The organism is Ensifer sp. GW823-FHT05D09 (assembly GCF_058795755.1).
This window is the reverse complement of the sequence record NZ_JBXAIA010000001.1, coordinates 326,995-343,631: the sequence shown is the minus strand read 5'-3', so window position 1 is coordinate 343,631 and position 16,637 is coordinate 326,995. Positions and strand designations below refer to the sequence as shown.

16 protein-coding genes are annotated in these 16,637 nt (G+C 61.8%); 8 read left to right on the top strand and 8 right to left on the bottom strand.

Translation table 11 applies throughout. The features are described 5' to 3' along the window. Window positions 1-54 precede the first annotated feature (54 nt). Window positions 55-2,340: an NADP-dependent malic enzyme gene (locus tag AC1Q80_RS01740; protein WP_209787876.1), complete on the top strand. Its 2,286-nt coding sequence runs from the start codon at window positions 55-57 to the stop codon at window positions 2,338-2,340. A gap of 347 nt (window positions 2,341-2,687) precedes the next feature. Here AC1Q80_RS01740 and olsB read toward each other — a convergent pair whose 3' ends face one another. The 5 genes from olsB to AC1Q80_RS01715 all read right to left on the bottom strand — a co-directional run bounded on the left by olsB (window position 2,688) and on the right by AC1Q80_RS01715 (window position 8,521). Then, window positions 2,688-3,578 (bottom strand): l-ornithine N(alpha)-acyltransferase, encoded by an 891-nt coding sequence (gene olsB, locus AC1Q80_RS01735; RefSeq protein ID WP_173418813.1) that lies wholly within the window; start codon window positions 3,576-3,578, stop codon window positions 2,688-2,690. A 120-nt stretch (window positions 3,579-3,698) separates the two neighbouring features. Beyond that, entirely contained in the window at window positions 3,699-5,966 is a 2,268-nt protein-coding gene (locus AC1Q80_RS01730; RefSeq protein WP_492359473.1) for a hybrid sensor histidine kinase/response regulator, read from the bottom strand. 55 nt (window positions 5,967-6,021) lie between these two features. Then, the gene (gene lspA / locus AC1Q80_RS01725) at window positions 6,022-6,513 is read right to left on the bottom strand and encodes a signal peptidase II (protein WP_492359472.1); all 492 of its coding nucleotides are present in this window, start codon (window positions 6,511-6,513) and stop codon (window positions 6,022-6,024) included. Then, window positions 6,510-7,370 (bottom strand): TrmH family RNA methyltransferase, encoded by an 861-nt coding sequence (locus AC1Q80_RS01720; protein ID WP_492359471.1) that lies wholly within the window; start codon window positions 7,368-7,370, stop codon window positions 6,510-6,512. The genes lspA and AC1Q80_RS01720 overlap by 4 nt, the downstream gene beginning before the upstream one ends. After that, window positions 7,370-8,521, bottom strand: coding sequence for a class I SAM-dependent methyltransferase (locus AC1Q80_RS01715; RefSeq protein ID WP_492359470.1), 1,152 nt, complete (start codon window positions 8,519-8,521; stop codon window positions 7,370-7,372). The genes AC1Q80_RS01720 and AC1Q80_RS01715 overlap by 1 nt, the downstream gene beginning before the upstream one ends. 314 nt (window positions 8,522-8,835) lie before the next feature. On the opposite strand from AC1Q80_RS01715, the gene AC1Q80_RS01710 reads away from it, so the two are divergent. Next, window positions 8,836-9,291, top strand: a complete 456-nt coding sequence (locus tag AC1Q80_RS01710; protein WP_209787890.1) for an SRPBCC family protein — start codon at window positions 8,836-8,838, stop codon at window positions 9,289-9,291. An 18-nt stretch (window positions 9,292-9,309) separates the two neighbouring features. Here the strand turns inward: AC1Q80_RS01710 and AC1Q80_RS01705 are convergent, their stop codons facing one another. From AC1Q80_RS01705 to sppA, 3 genes are all read right to left on the bottom strand, one after another. Further along, entirely contained in the window at window positions 9,310-9,654 is a 345-nt protein-coding gene (locus AC1Q80_RS01705) for a DUF1049 domain-containing protein (RefSeq protein ID WP_173418807.1), read from the bottom strand. 83 nt (window positions 9,655-9,737) lie between these two features. After that, entirely contained in the window at window positions 9,738-10,037 is a 300-nt protein-coding gene (locus AC1Q80_RS01700; RefSeq protein ID WP_077502995.1) for an integration host factor subunit beta, read from the bottom strand. Between the two features lie 129 nt (window positions 10,038-10,166). Continuing rightward, window positions 10,167-11,126: a signal peptide peptidase SppA gene (gene sppA / locus AC1Q80_RS01695; protein ID WP_173418806.1), complete on the bottom strand. Its 960-nt coding sequence runs from the start codon at window positions 11,124-11,126 to the stop codon at window positions 10,167-10,169. A 261-nt stretch (window positions 11,127-11,387) separates the two neighbouring features. On the opposite strand from sppA, the gene lptC reads away from it, so the two are divergent. From lptC to ptsN, 6 genes are all read left to right on the top strand, one after another. Beyond that, on the top strand, window positions 11,388-12,056 hold the full coding sequence (lptC, locus tag AC1Q80_RS01690) for an LPS export ABC transporter periplasmic protein LptC (RefSeq protein WP_173418805.1): 669 nt from the start codon (window positions 11,388-11,390) through the stop codon (window positions 12,054-12,056). A gap of 14 nt (window positions 12,057-12,070) precedes the next feature. Next, on the top strand, window positions 12,071-12,628 hold the full coding sequence (locus AC1Q80_RS01685; protein WP_077502998.1) for an LptA/OstA family protein: 558 nt from the start codon (window positions 12,071-12,073) through the stop codon (window positions 12,626-12,628). Between the two features lie 13 nt (window positions 12,629-12,641). Next, window positions 12,642-13,460, top strand: coding sequence for an LPS export ABC transporter ATP-binding protein (lptB, locus tag AC1Q80_RS01680; protein WP_173418804.1), 819 nt, complete (start codon window positions 12,642-12,644; stop codon window positions 13,458-13,460). A 142-nt stretch (window positions 13,461-13,602) separates the two neighbouring features. Continuing rightward, window positions 13,603-15,162, top strand: a complete 1,560-nt coding sequence (gene rpoN, locus AC1Q80_RS01675; RefSeq protein WP_173418803.1) for an RNA polymerase factor sigma-54 — start codon at window positions 13,603-13,605, stop codon at window positions 15,160-15,162. 238 nt (window positions 15,163-15,400) lie between these two features. Then, entirely contained in the window at window positions 15,401-15,970 is a 570-nt protein-coding gene (gene hpf, locus AC1Q80_RS01670) for a ribosome hibernation-promoting factor, HPF/YfiA family (RefSeq protein ID WP_077503001.1), read from the top strand. 172 nt (window positions 15,971-16,142) lie between these two features. Then, window positions 16,143-16,607, top strand: a complete 465-nt coding sequence (gene ptsN, locus AC1Q80_RS01665; RefSeq protein ID WP_077503002.1) for a PTS IIA-like nitrogen regulatory protein PtsN — start codon at window positions 16,143-16,145, stop codon at window positions 16,605-16,607. Window positions 16,608-16,637 lie beyond the last annotated feature (30 nt).

The following is a 16,637-nucleotide window of genomic DNA, read 5'->3' as shown; positions in this document are numbered from 1 at the left end:
GACAACCATAAAGAGGCGGCCCGACAGGGTCGCCCACAGGAGGATAGAGGAAACATGCCGGCCAACGACAAGACCGATCGCACAATGACGAGCGTCACCGCGCAGGAAGCGCTCGATTTTCACTCGCAGGGTCGCCCCGGAAAGCTGGAGATTTCCCCTACCAAGGCCATGGCCACGCAGCGCGACCTGTCGCTTGCCTATTCGCCCGGCGTTGCCGTGCCGGTCAAGGCAATCGCCGCGGACCCCTCCACCGCCTACGATTACACCACGCGCGGCAACATGGTCGCGGTCATCTCCAACGGCACGGCCATTCTCGGCCTCGGTAATCTCGGGGCACTCGCCTCCAAGCCGGTCATGGAAGGCAAGGCGGTACTGTTCAAGCGCTTCGCCGACGTCGATTCCATCGACCTTGAGGTCGATACAGAAAACGTCGACGAGTTCATCAACTGCGTGCGCTTCCTCGGCCCCTCCTTCGGCGGCATCAACCTCGAGGACATCAAGGCGCCGGACTGTTTCATCATCGAGCAGAAGCTGCGCGAGGTCATGGACATTCCGGTGTTCCACGACGACCAGCATGGCACCGCCATCATTGCCGCGGCCGGCCTCATCAACGCGCTGGCCTTGACCGGTCGCGACTTCAAGACCACCAAGCTCGTCTGCAACGGTGCGGGTGCGGCGGCGATCGCCTGCATCGAACTCATCAAGGCGATGGGCTTCAACCCGGAAAACGTCATCCTCTGCGACACCAAGGGCGTGATCTTCCAGGGCCGCACCGAAGGCATGAACCAGTGGAAGTCGGCGCACGCGGTCAAGACCGACCGCCGCACGCTTGCCGAGGCGATCGAGGGCGCCGACGTGGTCTTCGGCCTTTCCGCCAAGGGCGCGCTTTCCGAAGACATGGTCCGCTCGATGGCGCCGCGGCCGATCATCTTCGCCATGGCCAACCCGGATCCGGAAATCACGCCCGAGGAAGTCGCGCGCATCCGTGACGACGCGATCGTCGCGACCGGCCGTTCGGACTATCCGAACCAGGTCAACAACGTGCTCGGTTTCCCCTACATCTTCCGCGGCGCGCTCGATGTGCGCGCCTCGACGATCAACGACGCCATGAAGATCGCGGCCGCCGAGGCGCTGGCAAGCCTTGCCAAGGAAGATGTGCCTGACGATGTGGCAGCCGCCTACCAGGGCAACCGCCCGCGCTTCGGCGCGCAGTACATCATCCCGGTTCCCTTCGACCCGAGGCTGATCTCGGCGATCCCGATGGCCGTCGCCAAGGCCGCGATGGAAAGCGGCGTCGCCCGCAAGCCGATCACCGATCTCGAAGCCTATGGCCGACAGCTCTCCGCCCGCCGCGACCCGATCGCCTCGACGCTGCAGCGGATCTACGAGCGCGTCCGTCGCCAGCCGAAGCGCATCGTCTTTGCCGAAGGCGAAGAGGTGCAGGTCATGCGTTCGGCGATCGCCTATGCCAACCAGCAGCTCGGCACGGCGATCCTGCTCGGCCGCGAGGACCGCATGCGCGAGACGGCGGAGCGCGAGGGCATTGATCTCGACCGCCCCGGGATCCAGATCGTCAATGCCCGGGTCTCCAAGCGGGTCGGCGCTTACACCGACTATCTTTACGCCCGGCTGCAGCGAAAGGGTTACCTCTTCCGTGATGCCCAGCGGTTGATCAACAACGACCGCAACCACTTTGCCGCCTGCATGGTCGCGCTCGGCGATGCCGACGGCATGGTGACGGGCATCACCCGCAACTATTCGACGGCGCTGGAAGACGTGCGCCGCTGCATCGATCCGAAGCCGGGCCATCGGGTCATCGGCGTGTCGATCGCGCTCTGCCGTGGCCGCACCGTGCTGGTCGCAGACACGGCGGTACACGACATGCCGTCGTCGGAGGAGCTCGCCGATATCGCCGAGGAAGCAGCTGGTCTTGCCAAGCGCCTCGGCTACATACCGCGCGTCGCGATGCTCGCCTACTCGACCTTCGGCCACCCGTCCGGCGAACGCTCGGAACGGGTGCGCGAGGCGGTCAACATTCTCGACAAGCGCCGCGTCGACTTCGAATATGACGGCGAGATGGCCGCCGACGTGGCACTCAATCCGAAGGTGATGGAACAGTACCCCTTCTGCCGCCTTTCGGGCACGGCCAACGTGCTCGTCATGCCGGCGTTCCACTCCGCCTCGATCTCGACCAAGATGCTGCAGGAACTCGGCGGCTCGACCGTCATCGGGCCACTGCTGGTCGGCTTCGACAAATCGGTGCAGATCGTTTCGATGTCGGCGAAGGATTCCGACATCGTCAACATGGCAGCAATCGCGGCCTACAACGCCGGAATGTGACATCGGCGCACAATGTCCGATTTCGAGACACACCCTGTCCATCGATGGAGCAGGGTGTGTCGAGCCAACACAGAAACAACATAGACCTGCGCACAAAAGAAGAGCTCGACACCCTTGGGAAAGGGGTCGAGCTCAATACATAATGGAAGACTTACTTCCTATGCGATGAAATAATGTGGAGATAGAGCAAAATACACGCCAATCTCATTTGAAGCTGACGGCTCTCTCCGTTGATCTTTCTACTATTTCGTCATAAAACTAAAATTCTTCTTGACAAGACTATCGTCTCTTTCGAGGCCGAAAGTCAAATCGATCCTTAATATCTGGTTAATTGCGTCGGACGCCTGTCAGGATACCGAAGTCGCGAACCGCCCGGCATCCGCACCGTAATAATTGAGGTAGCGGCCGGAGATGTTGCTGATCGGCAAAACGATCAGCACGTCGGTGGTGCGGAATGCATGGTCGACCACGGCGCCATCGCCGACCATCGCGCCAAGGCGCATGTAACCCTTGATCAGCGGCGGCAAGGCGGCCAGCGCCTTCTTTGGATTGATGGCCTCGACCGGCATCATGTCCATCGTCCGGTGCAATTCGGGCCTCGCGGAGACGGCCCACTCGTCGCGCGTACGGATGTTGTGGTGAAGGAAGGAGAGCGCCAGCGCATGCTCGGCCGGAACGGTGCCCGGGAACGACCCGCAGCCGAACATCGCATCGACGCCGTATCTGAGCGCGTAGGCCCAATTGCCCTGCCACAGCAGCTCCACCGTGCGCTTCGTGCGGTATTCCGGCAGCACGCAGGAGCGGCCGAGCTCCATGAAGCGCTTGTTGGAGTGGCGCGAGACAAGGGCTCCGACATCGAACTCCGACGCGGAGTAGAAGCCGCCCGCCCGCTCGGCCACATCCTGGCGCAGCAGACGGTAGGTGCCGACGATCTGGTCTTCCGGATCGCCCTCGATCGCCGTGTCGAGCACAAGCAGGTGGTCGCAGATCGCGTCCCAGCTATCGACGTCGCGCTTGCGACGATCGAGGTCGGGCCCGACCTGCGCCTTCATCTCGTCGACGAAAACCTTGTAGCGCACAGCCTGTGCCGCATCGATCTCCGATGCGTTGCGCGCAAGCCGGGTCTCCAGGTTGGCTATTCGTCCGAGAACGTCGGTCGTCGGGGCGGTCATTGTCTTGCCGACGCAAGCCTGAGAAGTGTCTACCACGCTCGTCGAATCCAGAAGCTCGATCGTCATCCGCGTCATCCCGAATCAATCATATCTGCCGGGCTTAGACCACGTTTCTGCAACAACATAGTGACATGAAAACGGCGCACAACCCCTGCCGGGACGGTGATACCGTTACGACTTCAGCGGTTACCGTATCCCGAGAAGGCGGCTTATTTCCGCCATCAGCCGCTGCGGATCCGCGGGCTTGGGCATGACGACATCGGCACCGGCCACAATCAGCCTGTCCCTCACCTCCGGCCGCACGTCGGATGTGAGCACGACCACCGGAAGACGCCGCCCCGGCCCCATGGCCTCGTTCTCGCGCAGGCGCTTGACCATCGAAAACCCGTCACCGCCCGGCATGTTCAGATCGGTGACGACAAGCTCCGGCATCGCCTGGGCCGGATCGCCGGTGCCGGAAAGGATCTGATCGACAGCGCCAAAATCAGTCGCCAACCGAACCGTCAGTCCGGCGCGCTCCAGTACGGTGCGCACGATCAGCGCATTGACCGGATCGTCCTCTGCCAAAAGGATGCCGCGCGGGCTCTGTTTGGAGGGCGCAATCGTCGGCTCCTCCCGCAGGATCGGCCGGTTGTCGTTGATGGCGTCGCGTTTTTCGATGCCTTTCAGCCTCCCGAGCAGCACTTCGACCAATGACTTCTCGCGCAAGGGGCGGATCAGCCAGGCCTCATAGCCATCCATCTGGTCGACCGGATGGTTGTTGCGCTCCTCCGGATTGATCAGATAGGTCCGGCGCACGTCGAGGCGCGCCACCGCCGGCTGCAGGGCGAGAAGCTGCTTGAACTGACCGGCGTGGCGGTGATCGACGATGATGTCGGTCAACGCAGCGCCGCCGGCAAGGACGTCCGAGATGACATTCTGCGCGGCCGCCAGCGTGGTTGCCCGATGGCAACGTCCGCCGAGGGTGGCGATGGTGGAGGACAATGCAGCGGATGCCGGGCCATCCGGTGCCATCACAAGCACATGCGATCGGGCGAGCCTGATGCGCCGCTCCGGCGTGACACGCTCGACTTCGGCGAGCGGCAGGCGGATCTCAAAGCGGCTACCGCGCCCCGGCGCGCTCGACGCCGTCAGGCTGCCGCCGCAGGCTTGCATGATCCGGCGCGAGATCGCCAGCCCAAGCCCCGTGCCCTTGGCGCGCTGCTCATCGCTGCCGGCCTGCTCGAACTCTTCGAAGATACGCTTCAATTCGTCGCCCGACATGCCCGGGCCGGTGTCATCGATGAGGATGCGCACACAATCCTCGACAATATCGGCGCTGACGAAGACGCCGCCGATCTCCGTGAACTTCACCGCATTGCCGACGACATTGAACAGGACCTGACGCAGGCGGGCCGCATCGAACTCCATCAGCACCGGCACATCGGCGCTCACGGTTGCGCCGATCTCGATACCCTTTTCATGGGCGCGATTGGAGAGCATTTCGACGACGCTCTCGATGACGCCGCGCGGATCCTGCCGCGAAGGGCGGAACTGGAAACGTCCGGCCGAAAGCGACGAGAAATCGATCAGGTCCTCGACAAGCTGCACCAGCGCATGGCCGGACTGCTGCATGCCGGCCAGATAGTTCTTTTGCTCGCTCGACAGGCGGGTCTGGCCGAGCAAGTGGCTCATGCCGAGGATACCGGACAGTGGCGTGCGGATTTCGTGGCTGACGGTTGCGAGCAATCGCGACTTCGCCTGGCTTGCCTCTTCGGCGCGTCGCCTTGCGTCTTCGCGTTCGCGCGCGGCGCGTGCCTCCTGCGTCACGTCGCGTGCGATGCTGTGGCGCATCAACCTTCCGCTGCCCGGATCCCTTGCAATGACATCGTGCCAATCGTAGAGGCGCAGCCCTTCAGGTGCCGCGATCCGCACGAGATAGTGGTTGGGTTCGATCTTCGGCTCAAAACTGAGGCCAATGGCAGCGCAGGTCAGCCCTCTTGCATCGTCAACTCCGCAGGCGCGATGAAAAGCGGCATTGGCATGGACGATCTTGCCGTCCATGCCACGCATGATCGCCAGGTCTCCGAGCGCATCGTGGATGGTCGAAAGCAGCGCCGAGGTTTCATGGCGATCCCAGTCGCCGTCCTGCCTGGCTTCCGCACCCGTCCTGTCGCTGTCGACAGCCCTGATGCCATCGGCAATCAACAACAGCACACCTGCAAGGCCGGCTGCCGCAACCGCTGCGGAAAACAGATAGAGACCGGCGGCGATACCGATCGCCAGCACGAGACCGGACGCGATGACACCGAGAGATGCCAGCGAAACACGGCGCAGGGAGTAAGCGGTTGCACCGTCCCTGGATATCGCTCCGGAGCCATCCGCCATGGTGCCAGCAGCCATCGCATCGCTGGATCGGGCTTGCGCACCGAAACCGGATTCGATCTGCTCCAACAATCGTGACGGCTCGCTCATGCCCCTTGGCTAACACGGCAAGCGTTCCGAATGGCTTCAGCGCATCGATAAAATCTTAAGCGTTGGCCTTTTTCGCCTGCAGCAACTCGTCGAGAATGATCGCGCCGGCGCCAATGGTGATGAAACTATCGGCCAGGTTGAAGACGGCGAAGGACCATGTCTGCGTGTAAAACAGGATGTAGTCGATGACGTAGCCGAAGATCAGCCGGTCGACGAGGTTGCCCAGCGCACCGGCAATGATCAGGGCATAGCCGAAATGCGCAAAGAACCGGTCCTTCGGCGTGCGCCGCCACAGCCACAAAACGAAGGCGACGACGGTGAGGCGCATGCCGACGATGAACCAGCCTTCCATGCCCGACAACATCGAGAAGGCGACGCCGTAGTTGTAGGTACGGTAGAGCGCCAGCATCGGGATGACGGGAACCGCTTCATTGAACGGCAGATAGGCCTCGACCAGATACTTGATCAGCTGGTCGGCGGCGAGCGCCAGGGCGATGAAGACCGCGATCGGCAGCGGCCTCGAAAACAGGACCTGCTTTTCACTCATGCGCCGGCATCCAGCGCCAGCAGGTGACGTCGCGCCTCAAACAGCATGATGCCGGTGGCGATGGCGAGATTGAGGGAATCGGCACGACCGGCCTGCGGAATGCGGGCAAGCGCGCCTGCCTCGCGGGCAAGCTCTTCGGGTAGGCCCGCCTGTTCGTTGCCCATCAGGAGCACCACAGGCTTCGACTTGTAGTCGATCGTGCGGTAGTCGACCGAACCGGCAAGATGCGTCGCCACGACCTTCGCGCCGGCCTGCTTCTGCCATTTGACGAAGTCGTCGGCGCTGGCGCGCACGACCGGCATGGCGAAGACCGAACCCATGGTCGCGCGCACGGTTTCGAGCGAGAAAGGATCCGTCGTTTCCCCGATGAGAATGATGCCGGAGGCGCCGGCCGCATCGGCCGTGCGGATAATCGTGCCGAGATTGCCGGGATCACGAACGCGGTCGAGCGCCACATAGGTCTCGCCGAGCTCGGGGCGGATCTCCTTCAGCGCCCGGTAGCGCTGCTCGAAGATGCCGACGACCATCTGCGGATTGTCGCGCCGGGTGATCGTCGACAGCACCTTCTCGCTGACTTCGAGCACGAGGCCGCCGCGGGCGAAGGTCTTTGCCGCCACCTGCTCCACATGCGGCTTGCCCTTGGCCGCCTTGGCGTAGATCAGCGTCTTGATCTTCCAGCCGAGATCGAGTGCATCGATCACCAGCTTCAAGCCCTCGGCCATGAAGGACCGCGTCTCGTCGCGGTGCTTCTTCTGCGCAAGCAGCTTGATGTCCTTGATGATCGGATTGGTGAGGCTGGTAACTTCCTTCACCTGTCCGACCCGGCCTGCGCCGTGTTCGCTTCTGTCATTGCTCATTACGGCACCCAGCGGCTGAAGAGAGATGTCGAAAGCGCCCGTCCCGGCTCGCGGCCGTCGAGCCCGCCTTCGCGGATGATGAGTTCGCCCGATTCGACCCGGCCACCACGGCCGCGCATCGTCTCGCGCATCAGTTCATGGATCGAGTAGAAGCTGGCGCGGATCGAATAGGCGGTCAGCACAAGGCCGCGGGCCTCGGGCGACAGGATTTCGCGGCAGATGTCGAGCATCGCCGCCAGGTGGTCGAACAGTTGCCAGACTTCGCCGTTCGGACCGCGCCCGAATTTTGGCGGATCGGTCAGGATGATATCGTAGCGGCTGCCGCGCCGTTCCTCGCGCTGGATGAACTTCATCGCGTCGTCGCAGATCCAGCGGATCGGTAGCTTTTCCGCGCGCGCCAGCGCCTGGTTTTCCCGGGCCCAGCCGATCGCCTTCTTCGATGCGTCAACATGGGTCACCTCGGCACCGGCCTTGGCAGCGATCAGCGAGGCAACCCCGGTGTAGCCGAAGAGGTTGAGGACTTTCAGGGGGCGGCGGGACGCCTCCACCTGATCCTTCACCCAGCTCCAGTGCGCCAGCTGCTCTGGAAACACGCCGACATGGCGGAAGGAGGTGAACCGGCCATGGAAGTCGGTGCCCAGAAGCTGCATCGGCCAGGTCTCGCCAAGAACCGAGCCCGGAAACCGCCAGCGGCCCATGCCGTCCTCGTCGGTATCGCCGGTGAAGATCGCGTCGGCGTTTTCCCACACGCTATCGGGCAGGGTTCGCGGCCAGAGCGCCTGCGCCTCGGGGCGCACGATCCGATAGGGTCCGTACTGTTCGAGCTTTTCGCCGGCGCCGCTGTCGATCAGATGATAACCGGAAACGCCCGAAGTCTCGAGAATGAGCGGCACATGTTCGCCCGGCTTGTCGCCGGAGCGGCGTGGGATGACCCGGACCGGAGCCTCGTTTTCGGCCTGTGCTCTCGGCGGCCTGTCGCGTGGCTCTGCGGCTTTCGCCGTCGCCTGGACGGCGGCACGCTCTTTGAACTCGCCTGACTTGGCAAAAGGTGGACGCTTCTTGTCAAGGCGGCCACCACCACGCGCCTCGGCTCCGCGGCCCTTCGCCGTCGTCACGGAGGCATTCTTCGACCGCCGGTCCTTTTCCTTCACGCTGAGATCCCTGGGCTTTGTTTTGTCACGAGGCGCTACCCTCCCGAATATCGGATGCAATCGGGCCGGCACCATGAGGTATGCCGCCGCACCCCGGATTTCGAGGCGAGGCGTATTCTGTTGGTGCAAATAGCACCGCTCATGCTCTTGGCAAAGCCGTTTCCGATTTGCCAAGATCAACGCGGGAGCGAGAGTTGCATCAATCCATCGGTCGAAATCGAATTCAGGACAGGATTGCAAGGCGAATTCAGAGAATTACATGAACCTTCGCGCGCCCTTCTGGCCGCGTGGCACCGTCAATGGGAGGAATGCGCATGGACATGACCGGCGAAGAACGCATCTCGGCACCGCGTGATGCCGTTTGGCGGGGCCTCAACGACCCGGATATCCTGAAGCGATGCATCCCCGGCTGTCAGTCGATCGAGATGAAATCGCCGACCGAGCTTTCGGCCGTGGTCAAGATCAAGATCGGTCCGGTCTCGGCCTCCTTTACCGGCGACGTCATTCTGTCGAACCTCAACCCGCCGGAAAGCTACACCATCTCCGGCGAAGGCAAGGGCGGCATTGCCGGTTTTGCCAAGGGCGGCGCGGATGTGACGCTCGTCGACGACGGTGCGGAGACGCTCCTGCGCTACGACGTCAAGGCGCAGATCGGCGGCAAGCTGGCACAGCTCGGCTCCCGGCTGATCGACTCGACCGCCAAGAAGCTGGCGCAGCAGTTCTTTACGGATTTCAGCGCCGCTGTCGGTGGGCCTGCGGAAGCGGTCTAAGGGGCGACGCCCTCGCCTTCAGTTCTGCGGGGCAGCGAGAGTTGCCTGCGTGGCGAGCTTCTCCGCCTGGCTGCGGTGCTTTTCAGCTTCGCGGTGCCATTTCAGCGCCTCGGTCGCCTCATTGCGCGCGCGCCGGCGATATTTGCCCTGGCTGAACCAGGTGGCGGCAGCCCCGAGGATCAGACCGACGACAACAGCAAGAAACAGGAAAACGAAGAAGGGCGCACTCACCGACAGCACGCTGTCTTCGGGCCGGAACGGATTGAGGGCCAACGTGACGCTCTGACGATTGGCGACGCTGAGCACGATCAGGATGACACCGACCGGGACGAGGAAAACGATGTTGATCAGTTTCTTGAGCATTCGGCGCTCCCGTTTTCCGGATCACCGCACAGGCCTTAGCGGCGAAGACGACAATCCGGATTCATGACGATCGGGCAGGACGATCAGTCTTCTTCGTCGTTCATGCCCGGGTTCAGCCGCTCGCGCAGCTCCTTGCCGGTCTTGAAGAACGGCACCCACTTTTCCTCGACGAAAACGGAGTCGCCGGTGCGTGGATTGCGGCCGGAGCGCGACGGCCGGTTCTTGACCGAGAAAGCACCGAAACCGCGCAGTTCGACACGGTTTCCGGCAGCCAGCGCGTCGGTGATCTCATCGAGCACCGCGTTGACGATGTTTTCGACGTCGCGGTGGTAGAGATGCGGATTGCGAGCTGCAACAATCTGCACCAGTTCTGACTTGATCACTGTCGCCCCCTTAAATTCTTGTTTGTTTTGCTTTTTCGGTCTGCATTGTGATTGCCGCAAGAAAATGACCGGCGCTCATCGGGCGCGGACGGCCACGTTACGGATCAGGCTGGGCATATGCTGCCATCCTCATTGAGCATCAACCTGCCAAACCGAAACAAGACCGTCAAGAAACAACTTGTCACCCCCGATTTTTTCGAGGCCTTTCATCGCCGGAAAAGCGTCATATCCCAACATCTTGACCCACTCGGAGACGGCCGATCCGAGGCCGAACGGCAGGGTCTGTCGCGGCTCTTCCCAATCAACCACGGCAAGGTCCTTCGACACCTTCTTGTCGGCCAGGAAGGCGCGGATTTCGTCGTCACCGCCAAGCTTGTCGACAAGCTTGAGGCCGAGCGCCTGTCGGCCGGTGAAAATCCGTCCGTCGGCAAGCAGGAGCGCCTCGTCGCGCGACAGCTTGCGGCGGTCTGCAACGAGGTCGACGAACCAGCCATAGCTGTCGTCGATCATTGCCTGGATCATCGCCTTGGCTTCGTCGCTCGGTGGATGGAAAGGCGAAGGCTCGGCCTTCAGCGGCTTCGACTTGATCGATTCCAGCGAGACGCCAAGCTTGTCCATCAGCTCCTTGACCTGGGGATACTGGAAGATGACGCCGATCGAGCCGGTGATCGAGCTTTCGCCGGCAACGATCGTATCGCCAGCAAGCGCGATCATGTAGCCGGCGGAGGCAGCCAGCGTGCGGATGTCGGAGACGACAGGCTTCTTGGCGGCGACCTTGCGGATCGCCTTGTAGATGACCTCGCCGCCATAGGTGGTGCCGCCGGGCGACGATATGGTCACCACCAGCGCCTTGACGGAATCATTTTTCTCGATCCGCTGGAGCCGCTCCAGCAATTCGCGATCGTCCTGGATCAGGCCAGAAATCGTCACGCGGGCGACATGATCGCGGGCGCGTCCCGCGCTGTCGGCCCAGCCCGACCAGGAAAGCGTCACCAGAGCCACAACGGCAAGCAGGCCGGCGACGATCCAGCGCCAGAAGCTCAGCTTCCTGCGCAGGCTGCGGCGATCGGCAATGGCAAGTTCATCCATGTGGGTTTCTCCCGAATTGTTGGCCCAGCTTCTGTCCGTTTTCGATCGGGCATGTTATCTGCACGGCAAGTGGCATACTCAATAGACGCGGTCGGTCACGGTTAAAAGCCGTGCCCGCCGTTTTCCTGTCTTCACGAAGTTTTTTGCGGCAGCATTGTACCGCAACAAAAAATATCCATATTTGCGACGACTTACACGAATGTATGTAAAAGGCGGCTCTCGCGAGAACGCTGAAAAGCAACGGAACCAACAGGTCTTCACATGTTAGATCATGCGCCAGCCCCCGGCTTCTTTGCCGACACGGGTGCGAGCTCGTCGGACGCCTACGCGCTCGCCGCGCGGCATTCGGCGCGCGTCAGGCGCCTGAAGATCATCCTGCCCGTGGTGGCCGGCATCATCGCCGCGATCTTTGCGGTCATTTCCTTCGTGCGCGCCTTCATGCCGGTCGATCTGCAACTCGATAGCGCAACGATCGAGGACGGCAAGATCGTCATGCAGAACCCTGCCATTGCCGGGCGCAACAAACAGGGCATCAGCTATTCGATGAAGGCGCAGCGCGCGCTGCAGGATATCGCCAATCCCGATATCATCACGCTGCAGACGATCCATGCCGAAATGCCTGTCAACGAAACGCTGATCGCCACGGTGGACGCGACCAACGGCATCTACGATCGCGGCGCCAATACGCTCGATATGAACGCCCCGTTCACGATTACCATGAATAATGGCGTCAACGCCGACTTCCAGTCGGCCTATCTGGACATCAATGCCGGCGAAATGGAAACGAAACAACCGATTGCGATCAGCATGAAGGGCGGTTCGATCATTGCGCAGCGGCTGCGAATGACGGATAAGGGACGCATAGTAACATTTGAGGGCATGGTGAGGGTCAATCTCGAACCCACTTCCATCCGCAAGAACACGAATTAGGATCTGGTGCATCCATGTCGGTACCCGCTACTTTTTTCAGGATTTCAGCCAGCCTGGCCGTTGCCGGCATCGGCGCATTGATGATTGTTTCGGGCGCTTCAGCCCAGGCCACATCGAGCAAGATGAAGGGCCTCGAACTGTCGAACGACAAGCCGATCCAGATCGAAAGCGACAAGCTTGAGATCAAGGATCCGGAAAGCAAGGCGATCTTCACCGGCAACGTCAAGGTCGTACAGGGCACCACGACGCTGCAGGCCGGCAGCATGACGGTCTTCTACAAGTCCGGTGGCGGCTCGGTTTCGAGCGGCGACGCCGACATCGACCGCATCGAGGTCAGCCAGCGCGTCTTCCTGAGCTCCGGCACGCAGCAGGCGACCGCCGACAGCGGCGAGTTCGACATGACCAAGCAGACCTTCGTCCTGAAGGGCGACAAGGTCGTGCTGTCGGAAGGCAAGAATGTGTTCGTCGGTTGCCAGTTGAATGTGCAGATGAACACGGGCGAAGCGCAGCTCGACGCCTGTGGTGGTCGGGTGCAGATCCAGCTCGACCCGAAGTCGCAGAAAAAGAACTGACGTAGATCCGCTCGTGCAACTCCCCTTCCTTCACAAGCGCAAGCGCGTCCGCAAGCCGTCGGCTGCAACGCCTGCCGTGGCCGGCCATGCGGTCGACAAGGCGCGTTACGACGGCACGCTGATCGCCCGTGGCCTGACCAAGGCCTATCGCGAGCGGCGCGTTGTCAACGGCGTGTCGCTGGTCGTTCGCCGCGGCGAAGCCGTCGGCCTGCTCGGCCCCAACGGCGCCGGCAAGACCACCTGCTTCTACATGATCACCGGCCTGGTGCCGGTCGACGAGGGCTCGATCGAGATCAACGGCAACGACGTCACGACGATGCCGATGTATCGCCGCGCCCGCCTCGGCGTCGGCTACCTGCCGCAGGAGGCCTCGATCTTCCGCGGGCTGACGGTGGAGGACAACATTCGCGCCGTGCTCGAAGTGCACGACAAGAACCTCGAGCGGCGCGAGAGCAAGCTCAACGACCTGCTCGGCGAATTCAACATCACGCACCTGCGCAAGTCGCCGGCAATCGCCCTTTCCGGCGGCGAGCGGCGACGTCTCGAAATCGCCCGTGCGCTGGCGACCGACCCGACCTTCATGCTGCTCGACGAGCCGTTTGCCGGCGTCGATCCGATTTCGGTTGCCGACATCCAGGCACTGGTGCGCCATCTGACGTCGCGCGGCATCGGGGTGCTGATCACCGACCACAACGTGCGCGAGACGCTGGGCCTTATCGACCGGGCCTATATCATCCATGCCGGCGAAGTGCTGACCCACGGCCGCGCGAACGATATCGTCACGAATCCGGATGTGCGCCGGCTCTATCTCGGCGATAATTTCAGCCTTTGACGTGATCCGTGGGCGAATCCGATATCTCGGCCACGGTCGCGCTTGACCAAACCCCTCCAATAAGCAATTTTTGGGCCAAATGAAAAACCGGACCGTCCAATGACGCGTCCGGTGGAGATTTCGTCGGGAGTTTCAGGTCCGCATGGCATTGTCGGCCAGCCTTCATCTGCGCCAGTCCCAGTCGCTGGTCATGACCCCGCAGCTGATGCAATCGATTCAGCTGCTGCAGATGACGCATCTGGAACTCAACCAGTTCATCGCGCAGGAAGTCGAGAAGAACCCGTTGCTCGAGCTTCAGGGCAATGACGACGACTTCGGCGGCAGTTCCGAACACGGCAGCCGCGAAGAGCCGACATCCGGATCCGGCGACGATTTCGGTGGAGCGGAGGAAGCGCCCGGCCAGCGAGACCTCTACGACAACGCCATGGCAACCGGGGGCGAGCGGCTCAACGAACAGCTCGACGCGGATTTCGGCAACATCTACCAGGACGACACAGCGCCACAACGCGCCGACGCGCCGGAACTGCTCGGCCAATGGAAGTCGATGCCCGGCAGCGGCGAAGGCGGCGACTACGATTTCGACGACTTCGTCGCCAGTCGCAAAAGTCTGCGCGAGACGCTGCTGGAGCAACTGCCCTTTGCGCTCTCCGCCGCATCCGATCGGCTGATCGCCCAGCACTTGATCGACCAGCTCGACGAGGCAGGCTATCTCCAGGCCGACCTCGGCGAGGTCACCGAACGCCTCGGCGCTGATGATGCCGACGTGATGCGCGTCCTCCTTACCCTGCAGCAGTTCGACCCGCCAGGCGTGTTTGCGCGCACGCTCAGCGAATGTCTCGCCATCCAGCTGCGCCTTCGCGATCGCCTCGATCCGGCGATGGAGGCTCTCGTCGCCAACCTGGAGCTTCTGGCGCGGCGCGACTTCGCTAGTCTCAAGAAAATCTGCGGCGTCGACGAAGAAGACCTGATCGACATGCTGGCCGAGATCCGCAAACTCGACCCGAAGCCGGGAACGAGCTTCGAGACCAGCGTCAGCGAAGCAATCGTTCCCGATATCGTTGTGCGCGCAGCACCTGATGGAACCTGGCTCATAGAGCTTAATCCGGACGCCCTGCCGAGGGTCCTCGTCAATCAGGCCTATTTCACGTCAGTGTCACGCGGCACCGAAAAGAACAGTGCCGACCAGGCCTTTCTCAACGAGTGCCTGCAGACCGCCAACTGGCTCACCCGCAGTCTCGATCAACGCGCCAAGACGATCATGAAGGTCGCCACCGAGATCGTTCGTCAGCAGGACGCGTTCCTGGTCCACGGCGTCGGGCATCTGCGGCCCTTGAACCTGAAAACCGTCGCGGACGCTATCAAGATGCACGAGTCGACGGTCAGCCGCGTCACCTCGAACAAGTACATGCTGACGCCGCGCGGGCTGTTCGAACTGAAATACTTCTTCACCGTCTCGATCAGCTCGGCCGAGGGCGGCGACAGCCATTCGGCCGAGACCGTGCGCCATCGCATCCGCACGATGATCCATGAGGAAAGAGCCGACGCCGTGCTGTCCGACGACGATATCGTCGACAGCCTCAAGCAAGCCGGCATCGATATCGCGCGCCGTACGGTTGCGAAATACCGCGAGGCGATGAACATCCCCTCCTCCGTCCAGCGACGCCGGGAAAAGCGGGCGATGGCCAAGGTGTCGGGCTTCTGAACCCATCAAAAGAGCCGCCTTTAAGTTAAGGCGCGTTAACTTTTTTGCGACCTTCGATTGACTCTCCGCGACGCAGGGGATATGAGCCCGCCGCAATTGCCGAGGACACGGTCTTCCTCGAGCGGCCGGTACGACCGGCAGGTGCGACACAGAGGCTTCCGCAAGCGTGAAAGGCTTGGATGACGGGGGCGCTTGGAATAGACTGGCTGCGCAAATCACGAAATAGAGAGGAAACTCCATGAGTGTGCGTGTATCCGGTAAACAAATGGAAATCGGCGATTCGTTCCGCGCCCGCATTGGCGACCAGATCGAGCAGGCCGTTACCAAATATTTCGACGGAGGATATTCAAGCCAGGTCACTGTGGAAAAGTCTGGGCCGCGATTTAGCGCCGACTGCAAGCTTCATCTCGATACGGGCGTGGTTATGCAGGCGAGCGGACAGGCGAACGACCCTCAGGCTGCCTTTGACGCAGCGTCGGAGCGCATCGAAAAGCGCCTTCGTCGCTACAAGCGCAAGCTCAAGGACCACCACAACGGTAATGGTCAAGGTACCGAGGTGGCTTACACAGTGATGGACTCGGTGCCGTTCGAGGATGATGAAGTCCCCGAGGATTACGCACCGACGATCGTTGCCGAGAGTTCGAAACAATTGAGGACGATGTCTGTCGCGAGCGCTGTGATGGCGCTCGACATGACGGACGAGCCTGTCCTGATGTTCCGGACGCCCGGCAAGGCAGAGTTGAATATCGTCTACAGACGCAACGACGGAAACATTGGCTGGATTGACGCTGCCAATATCAAGGGATGAGTGGAAAAGGGGAGCGCCGGTGTGCCGGCGTTCCCTCCACTTCAATCAGCGGACAGGCCGGAAAATACGACTTTTCTGTGCATGGGACCCGCCAAGACAAAGATGGTTAGAGCCATTGCGACGCATTTGTGATGATGTTGTCCGGCTCTAACCGGCGAACGAGGACAAAAGAATGGCATTGGCAGGTCTACTGCACCAAAATGCGATCATCCCGGCCATGAGGGCCAACTCGAAAAAACAGCTCCTTCAGGAATTGGCGGCAAAAGCGGCAAAGATCACCGGGCTCCCAGAGCGCGAAATCTTCGATGTCATCCTGCAGCGCGAACGGCTCGGCTCCACCGGGGTCGGCAACGGCATCGCCATTCCGCACGGCAAGCTGAACAACCTGCCGTCGATCATCGGAATCTTTGCCCGGTTGGACACGCCGGTGGATTTCGAAGCCCTCGACGACCAGCCTGTCGACCTCGTCTTCCTGCTGCTTGCGCCCGAAGGCGCCGGCGCCGACCATCTCAAGGCACTCTCGCGCATCGCCCGAGTGCTGCGTGACCACGATATGGTGGCAAAGATCCGCTCAAGCGATTCCGCCAACGCGATCTACACGCTGCTCAACGAGGACACGACCTCGCACGCCGCCTGAGCAACCGCCGCACCTGCGGTCAGTAAATCT

Excerpts from the sequence above, each read along its gene's own strand:
- AC1Q80_RS01740 (WP_209787876.1), top strand. The coding sequence starts at position 55 with ATGCCGGCCAACGACAAGACCGATCGCACAATGACGAGCGTCACCGCG.
- olsB (WP_173418813.1), bottom strand. The coding sequence starts at position 3,578 with ATGACGATCGAGCTTCTGGATTCGACGAGCGTGGTAGACACTTCTCAG.
- AC1Q80_RS01730 (WP_492359473.1), bottom strand. The coding sequence starts at position 5,966 with ATGAGCGAGCCGTCACGATTGTTGGAGCAGATCGAATCCGGTTTCGGT.
- lspA (WP_492359472.1), bottom strand. The coding sequence starts at position 6,513 with ATGAGTGAAAAGCAGGTCCTGTTTTCGAGGCCGCTGCCGATCGCGGTC.
- AC1Q80_RS01720 (WP_492359471.1), bottom strand. The coding sequence starts at position 7,370 with ATGAGCAATGACAGAAGCGAACACGGCGCAGGCCGGGTCGGACAGGTG.
- AC1Q80_RS01710 (WP_209787890.1), top strand. The coding sequence starts at position 8,836 with ATGGACATGACCGGCGAAGAACGCATCTCGGCACCGCGTGATGCCGTT.
- AC1Q80_RS01705 (WP_173418807.1), bottom strand. The coding sequence starts at position 9,654 with ATGCTCAAGAAACTGATCAACATCGTTTTCCTCGTCCCGGTCGGTGTC.
- sppA (WP_173418806.1), bottom strand. The coding sequence starts at position 11,126 with ATGGATGAACTTGCCATTGCCGATCGCCGCAGCCTGCGCAGGAAGCTG.
- lptC (WP_173418805.1), top strand. The coding sequence starts at position 11,388 with ATGTTAGATCATGCGCCAGCCCCCGGCTTCTTTGCCGACACGGGTGCG.
- AC1Q80_RS01685 (WP_077502998.1), top strand. The coding sequence starts at position 12,071 with ATGTCGGTACCCGCTACTTTTTTCAGGATTTCAGCCAGCCTGGCCGTT.
- rpoN (WP_173418803.1), top strand. The coding sequence starts at position 13,603 with ATGGCATTGTCGGCCAGCCTTCATCTGCGCCAGTCCCAGTCGCTGGTC.
- hpf (WP_077503001.1), top strand. The coding sequence starts at position 15,401 with ATGAGTGTGCGTGTATCCGGTAAACAAATGGAAATCGGCGATTCGTTC.
- ptsN (WP_077503002.1), top strand. The coding sequence starts at position 16,143 with ATGGCATTGGCAGGTCTACTGCACCAAAATGCGATCATCCCGGCCATG.